The 20,173-nt window shown below is 42.9% G+C and carries 14 protein-coding genes; 7 read left to right on the plus strand and 7 right to left on the minus strand.

Annotation, left to right across the window (positions count from 1 at the left end):
- Positions 1 to 407 precede the first annotated feature (407 nt).
- From AB4351_RS03760 to AB4351_RS03785, 6 genes are all read left to right on the plus strand, one after another.
- Positions 408 to 620, plus strand: a complete 213-nt coding sequence (locus tag AB4351_RS03760; RefSeq protein WP_017059802.1) for a DUF1656 domain-containing protein — start codon at positions 408 to 410, stop codon at positions 618 to 620.
- Positions 621 to 630: 10 nt separating this feature from the next.
- On the plus strand, positions 631 to 1,497 hold the full coding sequence (locus tag AB4351_RS03765; RefSeq protein WP_017059803.1) for an HlyD family secretion protein: 867 nt from the start codon (positions 631 to 633) through the stop codon (positions 1,495 to 1,497).
- A gap of 9 nt (positions 1,498 to 1,506) precedes the next feature.
- Positions 1,507 to 2,862, plus strand: a complete 1,356-nt coding sequence (locus tag AB4351_RS03770) for an FUSC family protein (protein WP_102319722.1) — start codon at positions 1,507 to 1,509, stop codon at positions 2,860 to 2,862.
- A gap of 326 nt (positions 2,863 to 3,188) precedes the next feature.
- The gene (locus AB4351_RS03775) at positions 3,189 to 4,847 is read left to right on the plus strand and encodes a hypothetical protein (protein ID WP_104216369.1); all 1,659 of its coding nucleotides are present in this window, start codon (positions 3,189 to 3,191) and stop codon (positions 4,845 to 4,847) included.
- A gap of 218 nt (positions 4,848 to 5,065) precedes the next feature.
- Positions 5,066 to 7,219: a carboxylesterase family protein gene (locus AB4351_RS03780; RefSeq protein WP_372125094.1), complete on the plus strand. Its 2,154-nt coding sequence runs from the start codon at positions 5,066 to 5,068 to the stop codon at positions 7,217 to 7,219.
- Between the two features lie 83 nt (positions 7,220 to 7,302).
- Positions 7,303 to 8,760 carry a phospholipase D family protein gene (locus tag AB4351_RS03785; protein ID WP_029235238.1) on the plus strand — a complete coding sequence of 486 codons (1,458 nt, stop codon included), beginning with the start codon at positions 7,303 to 7,305 and terminating at the stop codon, positions 8,758 to 8,760.
- Between the two features lie 101 nt (positions 8,761 to 8,861).
- Here AB4351_RS03785 and AB4351_RS03790 read toward each other — a convergent pair whose 3' ends face one another.
- The 7 genes from AB4351_RS03790 to AB4351_RS03820 all read right to left on the minus strand — a co-directional run bounded on the left by AB4351_RS03790 (position 8,862) and on the right by AB4351_RS03820 (position 18,012).
- The gene (locus tag AB4351_RS03790) at positions 8,862 to 9,626 is read right to left on the minus strand and encodes an aspartate/glutamate racemase family protein (protein ID WP_017070494.1); all 765 of its coding nucleotides are present in this window, start codon (positions 9,624 to 9,626) and stop codon (positions 8,862 to 8,864) included.
- Positions 9,627 to 9,854: 228 nt separating this feature from the next.
- Positions 9,855 to 11,573: an autotransporter assembly complex family protein gene (locus AB4351_RS03795; protein WP_102319724.1), complete on the minus strand. Its 1,719-nt coding sequence runs from the start codon at positions 11,571 to 11,573 to the stop codon at positions 9,855 to 9,857.
- 214 nt (positions 11,574 to 11,787) lie between these two features.
- Positions 11,788 to 13,077, minus strand: a complete 1,290-nt coding sequence (locus AB4351_RS03800; RefSeq protein ID WP_017059810.1) for a DEAD/DEAH box helicase — start codon at positions 13,075 to 13,077, stop codon at positions 11,788 to 11,790.
- 201 nt (positions 13,078 to 13,278) lie between these two features.
- Positions 13,279 to 14,019, minus strand: coding sequence for a DUF1223 domain-containing protein (locus AB4351_RS03805; RefSeq protein ID WP_017059811.1), 741 nt, complete (start codon positions 14,017 to 14,019; stop codon positions 13,279 to 13,281).
- A gap of 175 nt (positions 14,020 to 14,194) precedes the next feature.
- Positions 14,195 to 14,383 (minus strand): hypothetical protein, encoded by a 189-nt coding sequence (locus tag AB4351_RS03810; protein ID WP_017059812.1) that lies wholly within the window; start codon positions 14,381 to 14,383, stop codon positions 14,195 to 14,197.
- Between the two features lie 313 nt (positions 14,384 to 14,696).
- Entirely contained in the window at positions 14,697 to 15,698 is a 1,002-nt protein-coding gene (locus AB4351_RS03815) for a TerC/Alx family metal homeostasis membrane protein (protein WP_017059813.1), read from the minus strand.
- 574 nt (positions 15,699 to 16,272) lie between these two features.
- Positions 16,273 to 18,012 (minus strand): bifunctional UDP-sugar hydrolase/5'-nucleotidase, encoded by a 1,740-nt coding sequence (locus AB4351_RS03820; RefSeq protein WP_372125095.1) that lies wholly within the window; start codon positions 18,010 to 18,012, stop codon positions 16,273 to 16,275.
- 238 nt (positions 18,013 to 18,250) lie between these two features.
- Here AB4351_RS03820 and AB4351_RS03825 point away from each other — a divergent pair, with 238 nt between their 5' ends.
- A complete protein-coding gene (locus AB4351_RS03825) occupies positions 18,251 to 20,014 on the plus strand; it encodes an ATP-dependent endonuclease (protein ID WP_372125097.1) in 1,764 nt (587 codons plus the stop codon).
- Positions 20,015 to 20,173: the final 159 nt, after the last annotated feature.

Here is a 20,173-nt window from a genome sequence, read left to right on the forward strand (position 1 = left end):
ATTTGTTGGATTATTCAAAATAAATAAAGCATCTCGTTGCTTCGAACCGAATATTAAGAACAAAAGGTTTTATTATGTAATCCCATTTGATGGATCAAATCATCACTTTAACTGTTCGCATAGTTTTTGAAGTGCAATTTACATCTTAAGTGATTGTTTTAAATGGATTTATCTTAAGCCGGCAAAAGTAGATGATTTTCGAAATCAATTTCAATTAAGTGTTTCCACTTCAAGAACGACAACCTACCTACCGTTGTTTTACTGGCTTACGGCTCTCAACAAAGAGGCAGTTGGCATAATCACCGAATAAAGTTGGATTTTGATGGGTACGATCCTCTATAAGCGATTATCACAATAAATCGAACTCCGTTACCGTTGCATTCATCAAACAAATAGAGAACAGAACCATGAATACCATGCCGCATGAGCTTGTGTGGGATGAAGTCTACTTCCCACCGCTGTTATTGGTTATCGCACTGGCTTACATACTGACAATGCTAACAGGGTCAATCGCGACACGGTTTGGCCTTCATAAGTACGTCGCCTTTCCTGCAATAGCAGAACTGAGCTTGATCGTGATTTTTACTGGCGCTATCGGCCATTTTATTACCATTTTTTGAGGCACTTACTGTGATCAAACGTTATCTCATCACACTTTTATTATTGGCTGCTGCGGGAACTGTGGTTTATAGCTATTACCAGTCGTACTCAAGTAACCCATGGACCAGAGACGGACAAGTCAGCGCTTATATCGTCTCGATTACACCTCGAGTCACGGGTCAAGTCATTGAAGTGCATGTCGAAGACAACTCGAAGGTAAAAAAAGGCGATCTTCTTTTTGAGATCGATCCGAGTATTTACAAGGCGACCTACAGAAAAGCACTTGCGACTCAAAAACAAGCATTTGCCCTACTCGCCAAAGCCAAAAACGAAGAGCAACGCGCGTTGAATTTAGAGAAAAGAACGCCCGGTGCCGTGCCCGTGCTGACACTAAACAACTTGAACAACGCGGTAGAAACCAGCGCCGCAAATGTCGAACTGGCAAAAGCGAACGTAGAAGAAGCACATCTCAACCTTGAGTACACCAAGGTATATGCGCCTACTAACGGCTATATCACCAATCTGAACCTACGTGTTGGCTCTCAAGTTGTCGCGAATTCACCTGTGGTTGCGCTAATTGATGAAGATAGCTTCTGGATTGAAGGTTATTTCAAAGAGACTGATTTAGTCGGTGTCGATGCTCAGGACACTGCTTATGTGACCTTAATGATGCACAACAATGTTCAGCTAGAAGGACATATCAAAAGTATTGGTTTTGGTATCGCGAAGCAAGACGGCAGCACAGGTAATGATTTATTGCCAAACGTGAATCCAAACTTCCAATGGATACGCCTAGCTCAACGCATCCCTATCAAAGTGAAGTTAGACAAAATACCAGAAGACGTACAACTGCGTGTTGGTATGACTGCCTCGATCAAAATAATCAAAAATAGCTAGGTGATTCTTATGTTCACTGCATCGACTAAAGACGCGATTAAAGTCGCACTCTCTATAGTTATCGCAATCTGCCTAGCGTTGTGGTTTGGTTGGGAAAAACCGTATTGGGCTGCGATAGCCGTCGCAGTGATGGCATTGAACGAGAGCTTCGCCCATTCAATAAACAAAGGCCATAACCGGTTAATGGGAACCTTGTTAGGGACCGGTTATGCCTTTTTCCTCATTGCGATGTTTTCACAAGATCGATTTTTGTTTCTAACATTTCTTACCGTGTTCTTGGGCACTTGTATTTTCATGTCTAGTGACGAGAAATACGGCTACATCTTTTCAATAGGATTTACCGTGTGTTCGATTGTTGCTTGTCTGGGCGGGTTTGATAACCAAACCACCTTTCACTTTGCTGTACTTAGACTTCAAGAAACACTATTAGGTGTTGTTGTGTTCTCTATTGTGTATCGCATCGTGTGGCCAGTGAATACTGAACTCAACTTTGTACAACGTTTCGAAACCAGTAAACAAGCGTTGTTAGTTGCGATGGAAAAAACAGACAACATCGACATTGCCGCACTTGAAAGCAACACCGCGAATATTGATAAGCTGTATCAACTTTTAGATCTGCCACTGACCGGAAGCTACCACCTTAAAGAGAACATCCAAACATGGCGCTTGCGTATCGATGAAATGGCACATATCCAAGATACATTACTCAAACAAAGTAACAGCGAATCAGACTTAGATATCCAATGGGCAGTTCTTACTCACAACTTGAAGACGTTCGATGTATTAACACCAGAACAATCTCTTGTTGAGGGTGAACTCAATGTCATAGGTGATCATAAAGACGTGTCTTGGCATCATGCACATCGCACGTTTGTTGAACATTTGAATGAAGATGGGCGCAAAGTGCTGCAAGGCGTGTCGATGTTTATCACATCGCTGTTGGTTTGGATTTATCTTCCAGTTCCAGGTGGTTTCATATTTCCTATGTTAGCCGGTGTATTCTCTTCTATGGTGCCGACCATGCCACCAAGCGTTATTAAGGACGCTTTTTATGGTGTGTTGGGTACAGGGTCGGTGGTTCTGTTGCAATACATCTTTGTGATGCCATTAATGACAGAACTATGGGAGCTGGGACTATTCTACTTCCTTAACATTATGGTGATATGGAAAGTGTTCGCGACACCTAAGCTCATGGTACACCGAATATTGGGTATTAACTTATTAGTTGTTCTCACATCTGGTGCGCTCAACCTCACACCTGTTTATGGAATTGAAACGCCACTTTTGATGCTCGTAAACATTTTGATTATTCTGATGATAGCGAAGTTGTTTACTGATCTATTTAGAGTGAGGGTAGCTGCTTAGAACTAAATGCGCTTAACAACTCACAACAAAACGGTCTGCCAAGTATTTTTACTTCACAGGCCGTTTTTTTATCTATTGAAAATCATTATAAATCAATTGATTAATGCTAATTATTACTAAGTGAGGATAGCGTCCATCAAAAGCGATTAACGCGATCTGCCACCTCCTATTAAAATCCTCTCATTGATTGACGCAATGCATTTTTAGTCGCGACATTCACACTAGCAATCCTAACGGATAAATACATAACAACTGAACACGACGTTCAGTATTACATCGACTGTTTGAGTCTCGAAGGTTTGAGGCCACTCAGCGTGGAAACCGTCATGAGTTTTTTTGAAATACGCACCAGCGCCTGTAAGACCCATACTCTTTCTGTGTTAGCGAGCGCCCTATTACTTACCACCCCCAATTTTGCGTCTGCGGCAGAAACCAATACTTACAGCGAAGTTATGGAAAAAGGTCGAGCACTATTTGACAAATATGGCATCAGTCATGATTTACCAAAGCTAGCAATCAGTTCGCTCGTACAGGGCGAACACCTAGTTGAACACGCACATCGAACCATACAAATTGGCGATGAGGTTCGTGACTCAAGCGTCTATCTGATAAAAAACACAGACAGCAAAGGCAACATCGACCTGCGCGTCAAATACAACCCGCAAGAGCTGGATGAAAACGAAAAACTGATCGATGAAATTGAAGAGTTTACGCGCACTGAGTATCGACTAAGAAATTATGCAGAAAGCTTCGATCCATCGTCAGTGAAAGTCAATGAAAAAGACAACGGCGACGTGACCATTAGCTTCAACTATTCGAAATACGGCTTACCACAAGACATCGCCTATTTCCGTTTCTTGAATGTTGATATTGAACTTGTAGGCGGCACACCAAAACGCATGGTAATCACCAACGACAAGCCATTTAATCTTGGTAAGTCAAAAGTCGATACGTATTACCAAGTGATTGATTTCCAAACGTTAGACTCTGGTAAAGTCGTTATTGAACGTAAGACAACTAACATCGAGGGTACGTCTAAAACGAAACCGATGACCATGAGCGCTGTAACTGAACCCGTCGCAATTTATGAAGACGACAACGGCGTTAATGTCCTGCATGAAGAGCGTCTAAAAGAAGTTTCAGATCCTCGTATGCAAGAAGCGAGTGTTAAGTTAGATCGAGTATTCCCTTTAATGGGTGACATGGTGCGTCGTCAAGGTATCGATTTGCCATTACCATTCGGTGTTTCAGTTGCTTATCGCAATCAAGACATGAACCTTCCTATGACCGATTACGTGATTGGCGGTGTGCGCTTGAATGACCTGTTCGACCCTGAAGATAGCGTTGCAACGGTTAAAGCAGAAAGTCTTTCAATACGTGGTGATGTGAATATTCTGCCGTTCTGGAATGTATTCGGATATGTAGGAAAGGTAAACGTTGACGCGAATGTTGATGCCTCTTACACCGGCGCTGCGGGAGAATATCTACAAGATAAACTCAATAACAAACTACCTGGTCTAGGTGACAAACTGTGCGAGGGCGTATCAGCACTGTGTAACAGTGGGCGTTTAAATGTACCACTGCATCTCGAATATGACTTACGCGGTGCGGGTACAACACTATCTGTTGGTTACAAAGAGTTCTTTGCATCACTGACCGGCACCTATTCACAAACCCGTCTGAAAGGGATGGATGATTGGGGTGACGGCATTGTCACGATTCAGCCAATGTTGGGCTACCAATTAGTTGATTATCGCGCTCAATTCTTCGTTGGTGCTGAATACCAAGGTTTAGATTCACGTATGCAAGGTACTGTAAAGACAGACGATATTGAGTTTGATTACGACGTTGGTGTCGACATTAACCAGTGGGCATTTTTAACCGGAGTCAACAAACAGATTGGCAAGCATTACAACATGACCGTGTTGTACAACAAAGGTGAAACTCGTTCGGCTGTGACATTGAACCTTGGCTATCGCTTTTAGACTAAATCTAACCAAATTTCTGATGTGAACCTACGTTGTATTAGGTCGACATCATACAAATGAAAACGCGCCAACGTTGGTTATCCAGTAGATAACACACGAAGAAACACAACGTCAAATGCTCCAAAGACGGAGCCATCACCTTATGGATCTACAGGTTTGACGGTATCGATGCGCGGTTCGTTATTTTACCGAATTCTATTGTGGACACATTTTTTATGACTATTGCATATCGTTCTCTCATCGCACTCGCTATTGCGGCCGCTCTTGCTGGCTGTGACACAGACGTTGAACCAACGGTTCCAAAGCCAGATAAACCTGAACCTCTCGTACCTGCCCCTGCTGAAACGTTTACTACTCAAATCGGCGATGTGATGGTTACTGCGACCAAAGAAGAGCTGGTTATTACATCTAATACCGAAGACGATAAGCTGGCTTCTGTTGAGTCTTTTAAAGGCATTAAGTTTGCCGATGCAGAGCGTTTTGAACATAGCAATCCTGTCGACTTAACTGAGCTGCTCAATTCAGAAGGCATTGTTGAAGCAACGTCGTTTGGTGATGCTTGTCCTCAATTGAAGACCGTTTCACAGAACACATCTGAAGACTGTTTGAATCTGAACATTTGGCGTCCAGTAGGCGTAGATGCTGATGCAGACCTACCAGTTTATGTATTCATCCACGGTGGTGACTTTGAGTATGGTTCAGGTTCTGAGGCACTTGTGCACGGTGATACAGTGGTTGCTCAAGGAAGTGAGAATGGCATCACTAATGAGTCATTTATATATGTAAGCTTTAACTACCGTTTAGGTCTACTGGGTAGTAAATGGGTCGATGGTAAAGCTAACCCAGAAGGCGGAAATTTCGGGATACGCGATCAAAAAAACGCTCTTAAATGGGTGAAGGAAAATATTGATAAATTTGGTGGCAACACCGAGAACATTGCTGTTATGGGGCAAGGTTCTGGAGCAATGTCTATAGGTATCTTAATGGAAGATGAAGATATCTTGGACGTAGACGACCCTAATTCTTCGTACTTTCAACAAGCGATCATGCAAAGTAATCCCTATGGATATGAATATGCTAGTTATGATGTAGCAAAAGAACGAACAGAAGATTACGACCTATCTAGAACGAGTGATGTAGAAGACATTTTGAAAGCACAAGCAAAAATATCTGATCCAGGAAATCAAATTTTAGGCTGGTTGAAGCTATCGATCGGCATAGATCCGACTAACCCTTTAAATTTATTATCTTCTGACAACACTCCTATGTCTGCACTTATGCCGTTTGCACCATATGTTGAATATAAAAAGAAGACTTTTGGGACTGATATAAAAGGTTACCACTTAACTCAACAACCTGTTCAAACAGGTCTAAAAATACCGACAGTCATTGGTGTTAACGCTCATGAATCAAACAGCTTTGGTATGCTACCAAGTCTTACATTTCTAGCTCCAATGATAATTTCAGAGCTGTGTGAATCTGGCTTGATCGATATAGAACTAATATGTGGGGGAAATAGTGAACTTAGTTCTCTATCTCAAGACGATATTGATGACCTTTCCATTGGAATGATTAACTGGTTAGAAAACGATACAAATAAAAAGCAATTACTAAATAATATTGGAGCCATGTCTGAACAAGAGATTATTAACCAAGCCGAGGCTGGCCTTACGGCTTATGGCATAGTTACCAAGTTGTTTTTTGGTGAGTTACTTAGCTTGGGGGGAGAAACTGGATCTAGCACGTTGTTAAATTTATCAGACTACTATCCTAATCCAGAGATCGAAATCGGTGGCACGCTTGACAATATGAAGCAGTTTAAAACTCTACTAAACGATGTTTTATTTACTGGGCCGTCACGCACTTTAGCGAGCAGCAGCGAAACTACCAGTACTATGTATTATTTTGACATACAGCCAACGTTCAATATGTGGAGTTCCGAGAAGTTATTCGAGGATGGAGAAATCGTTTTGGGAGCAATTCCAAGCTTAATCAAAAGTATTGGTTGTATTTCTGGAACATGTAACAGTTCTGAACTTCCTTTTATTTTTAATAAATCAGTTCGATTCGATGGAAGTGAGGTACACCCTAGCAGCAATGAAAGAACACTGATGAATAAAATCTCGCGCGCTTGGTTCAGTAGAGATTTGTTTAACCAGCACCCTTATAGTGCTAGTGAAGACAATGTGCTTGTAATTGATCGCACTGGTATTAATGAAAGTGAATACTCAATGGGAAACTGGGATTACCGCAACAATCTTAGTACCGAAACATGGTTGGACAAAGGTCGTTTAACTCACTTAGATGACGAAAAACTAACCCTGTGGTATCTAACATCAGACGATGAAGATACAGGTGAAGACAAGTAACCACAAAAATTGACCACGAAAAAACACGGCCAGCTCGCTGGCCGTTTCTATATCCAAATTTTATGTTTAAACGCAGGTTAGTTATGACACTTAGCAAACTAAAAACAGCATGCACAATAATGTTGATTGCTTTGGTCACAGGATGTGCCCAACCTTACCCCGATGTTGAACCTGACTTCGAAGCTAACTGGCAAAGCACAGAACATCAAGCCGAAGTCTATTTGATCCCGAGTGCGCCTGAAGCCTTTGCGCGCCGCATTGATCTGGTTCGCCAAGCAAAACACTCGATTGATATGACTTACTTCTCTTGGGAAAACGACACTCTGGGTCTGATGCTGTTAAACGAGCTGAAACACGCCGCTGACCGCGATGTGGCCGTGCGCCTCACACTGGATGACTTGTTGGTATTCAATGACAAATGGCTTGCGGAGTTGGACTCACACGCCAATATTGAGATTCGACTGTTCAACCCTTTTGAGTCACGTAAAGCTGGCTGGATTGGTCGTGCGCTCAACTTCTCTACTCATCAAAAACAGTTAGATAATCGACTGCATGAGAAATACTTTAACGTTGATCACCAATCGATGATCCTCGGTGGGCGCAACATCGGTGATGACTACTTTGGCTACAGCGAAAGTGCCAACTTCTTTGATATGGATGTGCTGTTTAAAGGCGACGTGATTGCTGCTTTCGACCGAAACTACCAAGCGTTGTGGAACAGTGAGCATGTAGTGCCAATTCAAGAACGCATTAAAATCAAAGAGAAAGAGCAATACCAAGCGTTCACCAAAGCGTTGAACAAAGGTGAAAAGAATCAAGCATTGATCACGTCTGAAGTCGAAAGGCAGATAAAGAGCTTAAACCAACCGAAGTTCATTTCAGCCTCTGTCACGCCGGTATTTGACTCACTGGAGAAACTCAATGACAACAAGCCCTACTTTCGCCAACGTATTGAACACTTGATGAAGCAAAAAGTACCGACACCTTCTAAGGTTATTATTTCTACGCCTTATATGGTGCCAAGCGATAACAAGTTTGTATTCGTCGATGCACTTAGAGAGAGCGAAGCCGAAGTCACCTTACTGACGAATTCATCGGCTTCTAATGATTCGGGCTTTGTGCCTGCGTATTACGAAAAACACCGTGAGACTCTACTCGACAAGGGCGTAAGTATCTATGAGTACAAAAGCCAAGCGATCAATGATGATCACTACTTTCATGTTGATACCTACTACCACAACAAGACAGTAATTTTAGATGAGCGTGTCACCTATATTGGCTCTTCTAACTTCGATCCAAGATCAGACTTTCTCAACGTTGAGTTTGGAGTGTTGGTTGACAGTGAAGAGTTTGCGAAGCAAGTGACACACTACTTAACACGTCAGAAAGAGGAGTTGTTCTGGGCTGTGTCGCGAGAACAATCAGGTGACACCATCTGGGCTTCAGAGGAACAAATCCATACTAAGAACCCGAACTACAGTTCATGGAACAAGGTACCTGATTGGTTATTTCGAAAAATGAATGGCGAGTTCGAGCTTTAAGTGTTCAGCTTCGAATCTTAATTTTTAATTTTCTCCAGTCCAAATGTAAAAAAGCCGCGTAATTCGCGGCTTTCTCATGTTTCAAATACACGTATCTGAGCTTATAGACGGTAGGTCATCGCTCTTTGGGCTACGTAGTTCACCATATCAAGCGTTGTGAAGATCGAATTAACATCATTAATGTTGTAATCCACATGTCCACGCTCCACATATTGCTCAGCGAGACGGTAAATATCAACGACACGCTCAGCTACCGCTTCCATAGGATCAATAAAAGTGACTGTTGGAAATGCCGTTTCAAGTTGCTTTCTAACCAAAGGAAGTTCCGTGCATCCCCAAATAACCGTATCAACGCCCTTCTCTACGATGGATTGAATCGCTACAGCAAGCAGTGCGGCATTACGCTCAAACTCGCCCGCTTTGATCCCGTTGGTTTCTCGGATTGCTTGTCCACACTCTGTCATCTCACCGGTTACTTCACCATAGATAGCACTATGCACGTTATGCTCTTGCTCAAAGGAATCTGGCTTAACGAACACCAGATTCGCGTCCGTTAGGTAACGATCATAGATTCCCGAATTGTATGTGCCGTTGGTACATAAAATACCAACAACAGATTCAGAGTTCTGCTCTTTGATTTGATCAACGGTGGTTTGAAGCATGTCGACGATATAAACGTTGGTGTGCTTTTGAACCTCAGGTCTAAAGTAATGAGCGGTGTTACAGGTCATTACGCCAAACTGAACATTGGCATGTTCTAAAATGCACGCTGACTCAATCAGTTCAGGCACAGGATCGGTACCGCCTTCGTTAATCACTTCAGATCGATCGGGGATATCTGAGTTTTTCACCACTATCATGGCCATGTGGTCTTAGTCTTTAAGTGCGCCGTGTTCAGTTTCTTTCTTGGCGACGATATCTTGGAACAGAGCATCTGCTTCAGGGCCCATATTACCAAATACACCGAATCGTAGCTTTTTCATTGTTTTTACCTTTGTGTTTGCTAAAGCACAAAGGTTATTACGCTCTTTCGATTTACTTGAATCCTATTAGATGGTTCGCATCCTCGCGAGTGCATAAACAGCGTACAAAAATCAGAATTGAGTACCCAAGGAAAAATGAATACGAAATTCGTCGCCTTCAGGCGCATCTAAGCCGTAAGCAAAATCGAGCTTAACTGGCATTAACTGTGAGTTCCAAATCAAACTCACGCCCGTCCCACGCTTCCAATCCGCTTGTTGATCAAATGCATCACCCACATCAAGAAATGCGCCCAACCAAATTGAACGATAGACTTGATGCTGATATTCGAGCCCAGCAGTTAACATATAACGTGCCCCCGTTAGTTCACCATTCTCGTCTCTAGGGGAGATAGATTCGTAACCATAACCTCGCAGGTTTCCATCGCCACCAGCAAAATACCGCAGTGACGACGGCACATCAGATAATGATTTGGCAATGTTGATGCCTACGTTGGAGCGGAAATGGAGCTTCTGCCTGTCACTAATATCCCATGAAAGGACACTGTTTCCTTCCAACCGCAACAGCCTTGAGTCAGAGAACAGACTAGGGTCAGAATACTCGACAGAATAGATGTGTCGATGATTGAGCTCCAACTGATCATTTTTACGATCAACCTGAGAAAAACTGATGCCAGGTAACAGTAATTGCGATTGCTCTTCCTCAGACGCCTGACGGTACTGTTCGTGCAAGTATTTGACATAAATGGTGCTTTGCCAATCACTGTCTAATTGCCAGTAACGTTCGAACTTAAGATCGTTTGTAAAGCTATTGGTGTCTCGATGATCAATTCGTTTCGATTCAAACTGAATACCAAAGTAATCCGTTGTGACTTTCTCTGTGGGGATTTTGTACCCCAACTGAAGTGATTGCTCCTGTTCAGACAAATATGTCTGTGTTTCAAAGCTGTGGCCTCTCCGATTATACCAAGGCTTTGACCAACTGAGAGAGGCGCGTAAACCGAGATCTGTAGAATAGCCGCCACCGACCTGCACGATATTTCGAGAACTTGGCTCGGCAATGATTTCAATTGGAACTTCTAGGTTGTCATCAAGTTTGTCAAAGTCACCATGTACGATGACACTTCGAAACCATTGAGTGTCTGACAAATCAGATTGCAGTTCACCTAACTTGATGGTGTCAAAGTCATCACCTTTTTTAAAGGTGGGTATTTTCTCGATACGAGTAGGGTCAACCCCATCATCAGGAATACTTATAGAACCGAACTTGTAGCGTGGACCACTTGCAAAATACAAGTGTATATTCGCGATGTTCTCGCTAGGAATAACTTCAATCTTTGACTCGATAAACCTGCCGTCAAAATAACCTTTCCGCTTTGCTAAAGAGAAAATCGCACGCTTAGTTTGGTCATATTCTTGGTGAGACAAAGTTAAACCTGAGCCTAACTTGCTTTGATTGAGTATATTGATGAACTCCGCATCTAGGCTAGCTTCACCTGTTATTTTTACTATCGATTCTGCGATGCGCATGACAGGACCAGAATCGATGTTAATGATCACGTTATCAGAATCATTGAGGTCGATATCGAGCTGTGGGTGATAATAACCATAAGGGTTGAGTGCATCTTGAATACGTTTAGATAGCTTCGTTTTCGATAGCTGTGATGCAGGAACATCGGCTAAAGGTTCTAAATATAATTCTACATTTTCGGTGAGAGTTTTATTAACCCCTTTAACCTCAAATTCAGCAGCACTAGAAGAGTGTTGGGTAAACAGGAAAAATGAAGTGGCCAGCACTAATTGTTTAATCGAGGTCTTCACGCGGTTACCCAATTGCTCAAAACCCGAACAGGTTATGAGCAAAGCGTTAAATCGCCGAATCTCTTATGGAGGACGCTATCCTTCGAACGGCTTATCGGGTTGTTTAACACTGCAACAGTCGTTTATTAACGACTCAAATCCCAGCCCTACAGACACAAAAAAGGCGCAATTAAGCACCTTTTGAATGTCTATTACTTATTGATTTATATGGCTTGCTGACTCAAGATCAGTTGTTGTTCAGCCACACATCTTGGTTTTTTGGAGCTTTCTTCTTCTTTTTCTTCTTGCCAGTACCGGCCGGTGGCGCAACAGGTTTTAGTGCTGCGATCAGTTCAGCTGTCGCTTCTTCATCCACTTCAAAGCCTTCAATTTGCTCACGCTCAAGACGAATCTTGTTCTTCTTCTCGATGATTTTGAAGTGGTGGTAATCTTCGTGATCGATCAGAGATAACGCAAGACCAACTTCACCTGCACGACCACTTCGGCCGATACGGTGCATGTAGTCTGACGGGCTACGCGGTAAGTCAAAGTTGATTACCACTGGAAGCTTCTCAATATCCAGACCACGTGCCGCGATGTCTGTCGCGATCAGAACGTCAATCTCGCCAGATTTGAAATCTTCTAGGATACGAGTACGTGAACCTTGCCCTTTATCGCCGTGGAATACTTCTGCGATGATACCGCGCTTGTAAAGCTTGTCTGCTAGGTGCTCACAGCTGTTCTTCGCATTAACGAAGATCAGAGCTTGGCGCCATTCATGTTGTTGAATTAGGTGTGCGAGTAACGCTGTCTTGCGACCTTTTTCTACTTCGAATACACGTTGAACCAGTGTGCTCGCATTGGCACTTTGAAGTTGAACTTCAATTGGATCGCTTAGAAGTTCGTGAGTCAGCGTTTTAACTTGCTCTGGGAAAGTTGCAGAGAACAACAAGGTTTGTTTTTTGCTCGGCAAGAGCTTCAAGATTGCATCAAGTTCTTCGGTAAAACCTAGGCTTAGCATTCGGTCAGCTTCATCAAGCACTAACGTTTTCACTTTATCTAGTTTGATAGCGTTGCTCGAAATAAGGTCAAGCAGACGACCCGGTGTTGCCACCAATATATCAGTGCCGCCACGTAGCGCCTGCATTTGAGTGTTTACCGATACACCACCAAACACACAAACCGTTTTAATCGCGCCATTGAAATGCACAGCGTAAGATTTAACGCTGTCAGCCACTTGCTTAGCAAGTTCACGAGTAGGAACCAAGATAAGGCCAGAAACAAAGTTACCTTTGCCTGAACGACGGTCCAGAGGGGCATCTTCATGAATCTTTTGTAACAGTGGAAGTGCAAATGCTGCGGTTTTACCTGAACCGGTATTTGCGCCTGCAATTAAATCGCGTCCTGCTAACACACTTGGAATCACTTGCGCTTGGATAGGCGTTGGCTGTTGGTATTCAAGCTCAGATAAACGAGCCATCAAAGGAGAGATTAAGCCAAGATCAGAGAAGTTGGTTGGTGTAGTGGTGTTAGTCATTAATTGCAGGAACTCAAAGCTAAAATAATAGCGCGCTATATTAACGTATTTCAGCAGTATTACGTAACTAAATCGCCCTTTCGCTTCTATTTCACTGATTAATATCCGTCAGAAGCGAAGTTATCGATGTGAGAACCTCGATACTCGCCGTACCAACTTCGTCTAAGAGTATTCCAGCTACACAATTGTCGTGGGTTGCAGTTAGTTCAGCCAACCTGCTACCGTTTGTTCCGGTGCATACGAATTCGGCTCGGTTAACCAAACAGCGACTGCGTCTGGTGTAGCGACAAGTGGCTCAAAATTGATATTAAATTGCCATTCAGACTCACCACGCTGATAACCATCGTAAACCACAACAAAATCATGTTCGAGTTTCTTACCCCTGTTCTCGCCCGCCTTAACGCTGGTGACTTCGTTCATCGCCAGCAAAGCTATATGAGCAACATAATCCCCTTTGCCTTCGTAACTTACGCTGAACGTATCGCCTTTATAGTTGACCGTTAGCTTGGGGTTATTTTGTTGTTTGAGCGAAGGCAACGTTCTGTCTAACCAGTTAAAGTAACCGCGCCACTCTTTTCCATCGACAACAAAGCCGGGTGTGTAAACCCCACTTGTTACTCCATAAGCTTTGTACAAGCGTTGCTTCTGACTGAACGCCTTACTCGCGAACTTGTCGCCCCAACCTAAGTAATCCCAATAATCGACGTGATAGGCAAGCGGAATAACTTGTGTCCAAAGTTTTGGATGGTCTTCAAAAGTACTGAGGTACTGATCAGCAGGTGGACAACTTGAACAACCTTCAGAGGTGAAGAGCTCGATAACCTGTGCGGGCTGGCCTTCATTACTCCAGGTTTGTGCAAGCGACACTGAGGAATAGAAGCCGATCGGTAAGGCAAATAAACAAAGTTTAATCAATGATGAATTGCGTTTGGCGTGTGACATACCGAGATCCTTGTACAAAGCGAATTGAATGGCGCTCAAATACAGACCGTTATGCCTAGGTTTTTCTTTCAGGTGCTTAGTTTACGAAGAGATTGAGTTTATTTCAGATACAAAAACGCCAGCTTTAGAAGCTGGCGTTTTCTTAAAATTCTATATTTACATGTTAACGCTGAGATTAACGGTTAATACCGATATCGCGTTGCATGTGACCAGATAGGTCGCTTGCGTAGTAACTACGTGGAGAGTTGTCTACGAAAAGAATATCGAAAATGTGTGCAATCAATCCTTTGAAGTTAACCGAGTAGGTTTTCTTATCCATAGAGTTAGGAACAGCGATAGTATTCATTTGTACTGCTTGAGCCATGATTGCCTCTCTATAAATTTATTAATGTGTTTCGTTCTGATGACAAGAATAATAGGTGATCTTTTGCAGGTTAAAAAATGACTAAAATTATATTTTGGGATTAGCTTTTCTAATAAAACAAACCATTAACAATGCCACAAAATAGATATGCAGATTATGTGATTACAAATTCAATATAGTGTTTAAATCATGCATTTAGTACAAATACCCCGCAAACAACAGTGGCCAATGTCACAGAAAATTTACATAAATAAATTTTCCACTTCATCAGCCACGTGTTCATTATCGACTTTTCGATAAGTTATATTTGTTTTTAATTTACTTGTTCAATGCCTGGCTTCTTCGCATAAACCGACGCTATAACCGCAATCGTCATCGTAGAAACCAATACCGCCAATGACCAGTAAGTTGGGATAGCCCACTCGCTATCAACCAGAAGCATTTTCACACCAATGAACACCATGATGAATGAAAGCGCGGGTTTCAAATAGATGAACTTGTCCATCATACCCTGCAGTACAAAATACAACGAGCGAAGACCAAGTAACGCAAACACGTTAGCCGCAAGTACCAAGAACGGTTCTTGTGTTACCGCAAAGATCGCAGGGATAGAGTCTAATGCAAACATCACGTCCATGACTGCGATCGCACCGATGACCAACATCATTGGAGTGAATGCCCATTTAGCACCCTGTTTAACCATTAATGCAGGGCCATGGAAGTCCTCTGTTACCGGCATCACTTTACGAAGTAGCTTTTCAGGCAGAGTATTCACACTCTCCTCTTCGCCCTTGTCTAATGCCAGCTTAATACCTGTACCAATCAAGAACGCAGCGAACACGTAAAGCACCCAGTGATATTCCGCCAATAGCTGTGCGCCTAGTGCGATCATAATTGCACGAAGCACCAATGCACCAATTACGCCCCAAAGAAGCGCACGAGGTCTTAGATGCTCAGGAACTTGGTATTGAGCAAAGATCATCGCAAAAACAAACAAGTTGTCTACGCTAAGGGATTTTTCTAACAAGTAACCCGTAATGAATGACACGGTTGCTTTTTGCGCTGTGTAGTCACTGTTCGGCGCATAAATGTCCCAAAATAGGTAAATCGAGCCAGCAAACAAAAACGCAAGTACAAACCAGAAAACACTCCAGATTGCCGCTTTCTTGATAGTAACGTTACCGCCACGAGTCTGATAGATATCAATAGAGACGAGAATAACCGTTAGCAGGAAAAAGCCCGCATAAGTCGTCATGATTGGCGATGAAAAAAAGGATTCACTATTGGTAGATAATAGAGATTGAGTTGAGTTCATTATTCCTCCGGGCGGAAGAACTGTACAAAGACCTTCCGCAAACAAAGCATATCAAGCTCCATTACGGATCTTGACTGTGATTGCGTTGGTCTCGTTGAAGTGAAATATGGGATTTCACTTTTACATACCGGATAGACTCTTGGCCTAACGAGATGACGATATGTAAACTTGCGCTAACTACTCCCCAAACGCGTGGATAATAATCCTCTGGTTGTGTTTCGTCTATATAAATTTGCACGGAAAAAGCAAAAAAGGAGCAAACGCTCCTTTCTGATTGATGCCACTTTGTCAAATAAACACTCGAATTGATTCTAAGAATAAATTCGCAAGTCAAACACACTATTGCACTGCGTAATGAATTTGCAAAAAGAGCAATTTACAGCCCTGCGGCAGGTATTAAATACACTAACGCTGACCAAACTGATACCCAACCGACAACCGCTACCGCATCTAACCAATCTTTCTTATCCATGCATATCTCCACAAGAAGGCGACCTGCAGAGATAAAGCATAAACAATGCCAATTTTATAAATAACCCAAAGTAATAGTGTTAAATATCAGTATCAGCTTTAGTTATCTAAAACACTCCATGCAATTCAACGGTTCATTGAGTTGAAGCGACTCTGGGTGGTCTTGCAGAAACTCGATGAAGCAGTCTGCCATCGAGTCAGTGGTGACCGTGCCATCACCGATCATATCCAACACAGCGTTATAGCCCTCTTTGCCTTTCATTGTATAGGCTGACGACGCGCCCCGGTAAATACGGTTGCGAGAAACAGCTTGCCAACCTGAATCATCAGAGTGAATTTCTAGATGGTGAATCCTGTGTCCTATAGGCGCTTCTTTGTGGTAACAAAACCTCAAATTATGTGTATAAGGAAAGCTACCTGAACCTGTGCCCACGACACCATTATCAATCGCGTTATTGATTGCACCTTCAAGCATGCCAGCGATCGTTTCACCTTTTACTTCATACACACCAATAGGTACGGCAAACGGTAGTAGTTTTCCGGCAATATCGGCAACAGAGACATCGCCGCTGTTCAGTGAATTTCTTACACCACCGGCGTTGTGAATGGCAAAGTCAACCTGATGCCCTTTCTTGTTCATTAGATGGTGAAATGATTGAGCAACCAAGGGGGCTAGTTGACTCGGGCCTTTAGCATCTGGAATACGTACATGGCGAAGTTTAGTGTCTGCATGAGCAATCACTTGTTGCTGAAGCTTTCGAACTCGCGGCTGGTATTTATCCGTCAGAATGCTCTGCAGCTCAGGATCTTTCTTACACACTGCAATATTAGGGTGATTGTTTAAAAACTCACACGCCATATCGTGGGCATCGTCTTGCCCTACTTCACTCAGTTTCGCGTCTATAAAGAGTCGACGGCCTAATAACAGTTCGTTTTTACCATTGAAGTGCGTCACTTTGCCTTGAGAATCGAACTCGATTTCGCAGTGTCCTAAGCTCATGGCGTGGAAACCCGCTTGCACAACATAGGTATCGCCAATTTTCACACCGTATTCATCATCTTTAACTAAGCCGATATCAGAGAAATCACCTTGTAAGCGATGACTATGACCACCAACGATGACACCAATACCTGTTACGTTGGCTGCTAACTCTAAATCAGCTTCGTAACCAAGATGGCTAAGTAACACAATCTTGTTGATACCTGCTTGATGGATTTGCTCAATGGTCGCTTTTGCTGTTTCCAAAGCATTTTCAAACGGTGTATCGATATCTGGGTTAGCGATGCCTGCCATCTTGTCGATGCTTAAGCCGAATATTGCGACCTTCTCGCCATCAAACTCTTTCGTTATAAAAGAAGCACTTCGTGTTTCAGGCCGATAAGGCTTAACAATGTCGTTGTCCGCTAGCGTATGAGTTTTATTGATACCCTCATTCGATAGATTCCAGTTACCGGCCAACAGCGGGAATTTGATTCTTTTCGCGAAAATCGCAACGGGCTCATTACCCATGTCTAACTCGTGATTACCGAGCGTCATGGCATCTATATTAAGGGCATTCAACAAATCGGCATTGGCTTTTCCCTTGAATAAGGAAAAGTACAACGTGCCTTGGAAGCAGTCACCAGCGTGCAAGAACAAGGTTCCAACCTTCTGACGCTGGGCATCTTGTTCTATTTGTTTGAAGCGTGTTGAAATTCGAGCAAAGCCACCAGCACTGACATAAGGTTCAATGATGTGGTTGTTCATTTTAAGTGATAGCTGTAACGAGGTTGGTTCAAAGTATGAGTGGGTGTCGTTGATGTGTGCCAACACTATTTTTGTCGGCTTATTCTTTTTAGTCATATTTTCTTCTCTCTTTGTCCCTTCATACTAGGTCGAGAATCATGACAGAATCGTGAATTTTATGAAACTGCACTGCAAAAAAATACTCGAGATAGATCAAAAATCTCATTTTGCACCGTATTAATAAACAACGGGTTTTGTGACAGGTGAGCATACCGGATTTGGATTTTTCGATTATGATTAAAGATATCTGTTAGCTTTCAAATAATTAGCAGAGCCTTCCGTTAGGAGTAAGCCTATGCAACTAGAAAGAATCGAGATTTCTGGCTTTCGAGGTATCAAGCGCATGTCACTCGCGTTTGACGAGCTAACCACGCTTATTGGTGAAAATACTTGGGGTAAGTCTTCATTATTGGATGCCCTTTCCGTCATTCTGCCCTCAGACGGTGTGCCATATCACTTTGAAATGACCGATTTTCATGTCGATTACTCTGTTTCACACCCGCAGTCTCAACATCTTCAAATTGTTCTCGCTTTAAAAGCTAACGATAAGAGCGAACTTAACGCAGGTCGTTATCGCAAACTCAAACCTATTTGGGTTCAAGATGAATTTGGCGTATTTCGCATCTACTATCGCATCAGCGCGACGTTAGAACAGTATGAGACAACAACACACTATGCATTTCTTGGTTTGGACGGTAATCCGCTCAAGCTTCATCATTCTGAAAAGCTTGCTCAAGAATTGATGACCTTACATCCCGTCATCCGTTTGCGTGATGCAAGGCACTTTGATCGTCCTTTTAACGGCAAGTCCCTTAACCACAATGCTCACCTGCCGACTAATGTTCACGCTAATAACGGTCACGCTAATAATACAAATTCAAACGGGAATCATCACGCTAGCAATGGAAATGGCACAAACGGAAACGGCGCCAATAACGGTAATGGTCGCCAAGCAAGAATAGAAAAACGAATCGACAACACATGCCGTCGTTTAATGGCGATTCCCGGTCACGTTAATAAAGGGGAAATGCGCAGTAGCCTAGAGTCGATGCAAAGTTTGATTGAGCACTATTTTTCTTTCAAAAGTACTTCTCGTCGTAACCCTAGAAAACAACGAGACGGATTGCTTTATTCCGCGGGCGCCAATGATCAGAGTATTCATCAACTCGTCGAAGAGACCAAAAATAAACAAACCCGCTTATTATTCATGGGATTACTTAACGCTTATCTACAAGCTAAAGGGCCAAACGACTTAAGACGATGTGCGCGCCCTCTTTTGATCCTTGAAGATCCAGAAGGTCGATTGCACCCAACACACTTGGCAAGGGCTTGGAGCTTAATGCAGAAATTGCCCATGCAGAAAATCCTCACCACCAACAGTGGCGACCTACTTGCAGCGGTTCCACTTCAATCGATTCGTCGCTTGGTTCGTCAGTCTGACAAAACCATCGCCAATCAACTCAACATGAACCACTTCAGTAAAGACGAACTTCGACGAATTGGTTTTCATATCCGTTTCCACCGCTCAGGGGCACTGTTTGCTCGCTGTTGGCTATTAGTAGAAGGTGAAACCGAGGTTTGGTTGTTCAATGAGCTTGCCAACCAATGTGGCTATAACCTAGCAGCCGAAGGTGTGCAGATTATTGAGTTCGCTCAGTCAGGACTTAAGGCACTGATTAAGGTCGCGCAAGAGTTTGGCATTGATTGGCATGTGGTAACTGACGGCGATGCGGCGGGTAAAAAATACGCAGCAACGGTGCTATCGAAGCTTGGTAATGATCAGGAAAGACATCGACTCACGGAACTGCCAGATAAAGATATCGAGCATTACCTATATATGAATGGGTTTGAGAGCTTTTTCCGTGACATGGTTAAGATTCCCTACGATCACCCTATCCCTCCAAAGAAAGTGGTTGCCAAGGTATTGAAGAAACATGCAAAACCCGACCTTGCACTCGCCATTGTTTCTCATTGCGAGAATCAAGGACAAGAATGCATTCCACTTTTGTTAAGGTGGACATTAAAACGCGTGATCACCATGGCGAATGGAAATACCTAAGCATAATTTGTCTTATAGATGCTATCAGTTGCTCTACTGATGAAATATTTAGCTAGTCGCCTCAACCAAAAAAGGCACACCAAACGGTGTGCCTGTATAAATCGATATACAAATTAATTGGGGGTTATCTTGCAAGAGTTCACAGTGTATAACTAAGGT

The organism is Vibrio sp. 10N.261.51.F11 (assembly GCF_041471665.1).
Classification (GTDB): Bacteria; Pseudomonadota; Gammaproteobacteria; order Enterobacterales; family Vibrionaceae; genus Vibrio; species Vibrio crassostreae_C.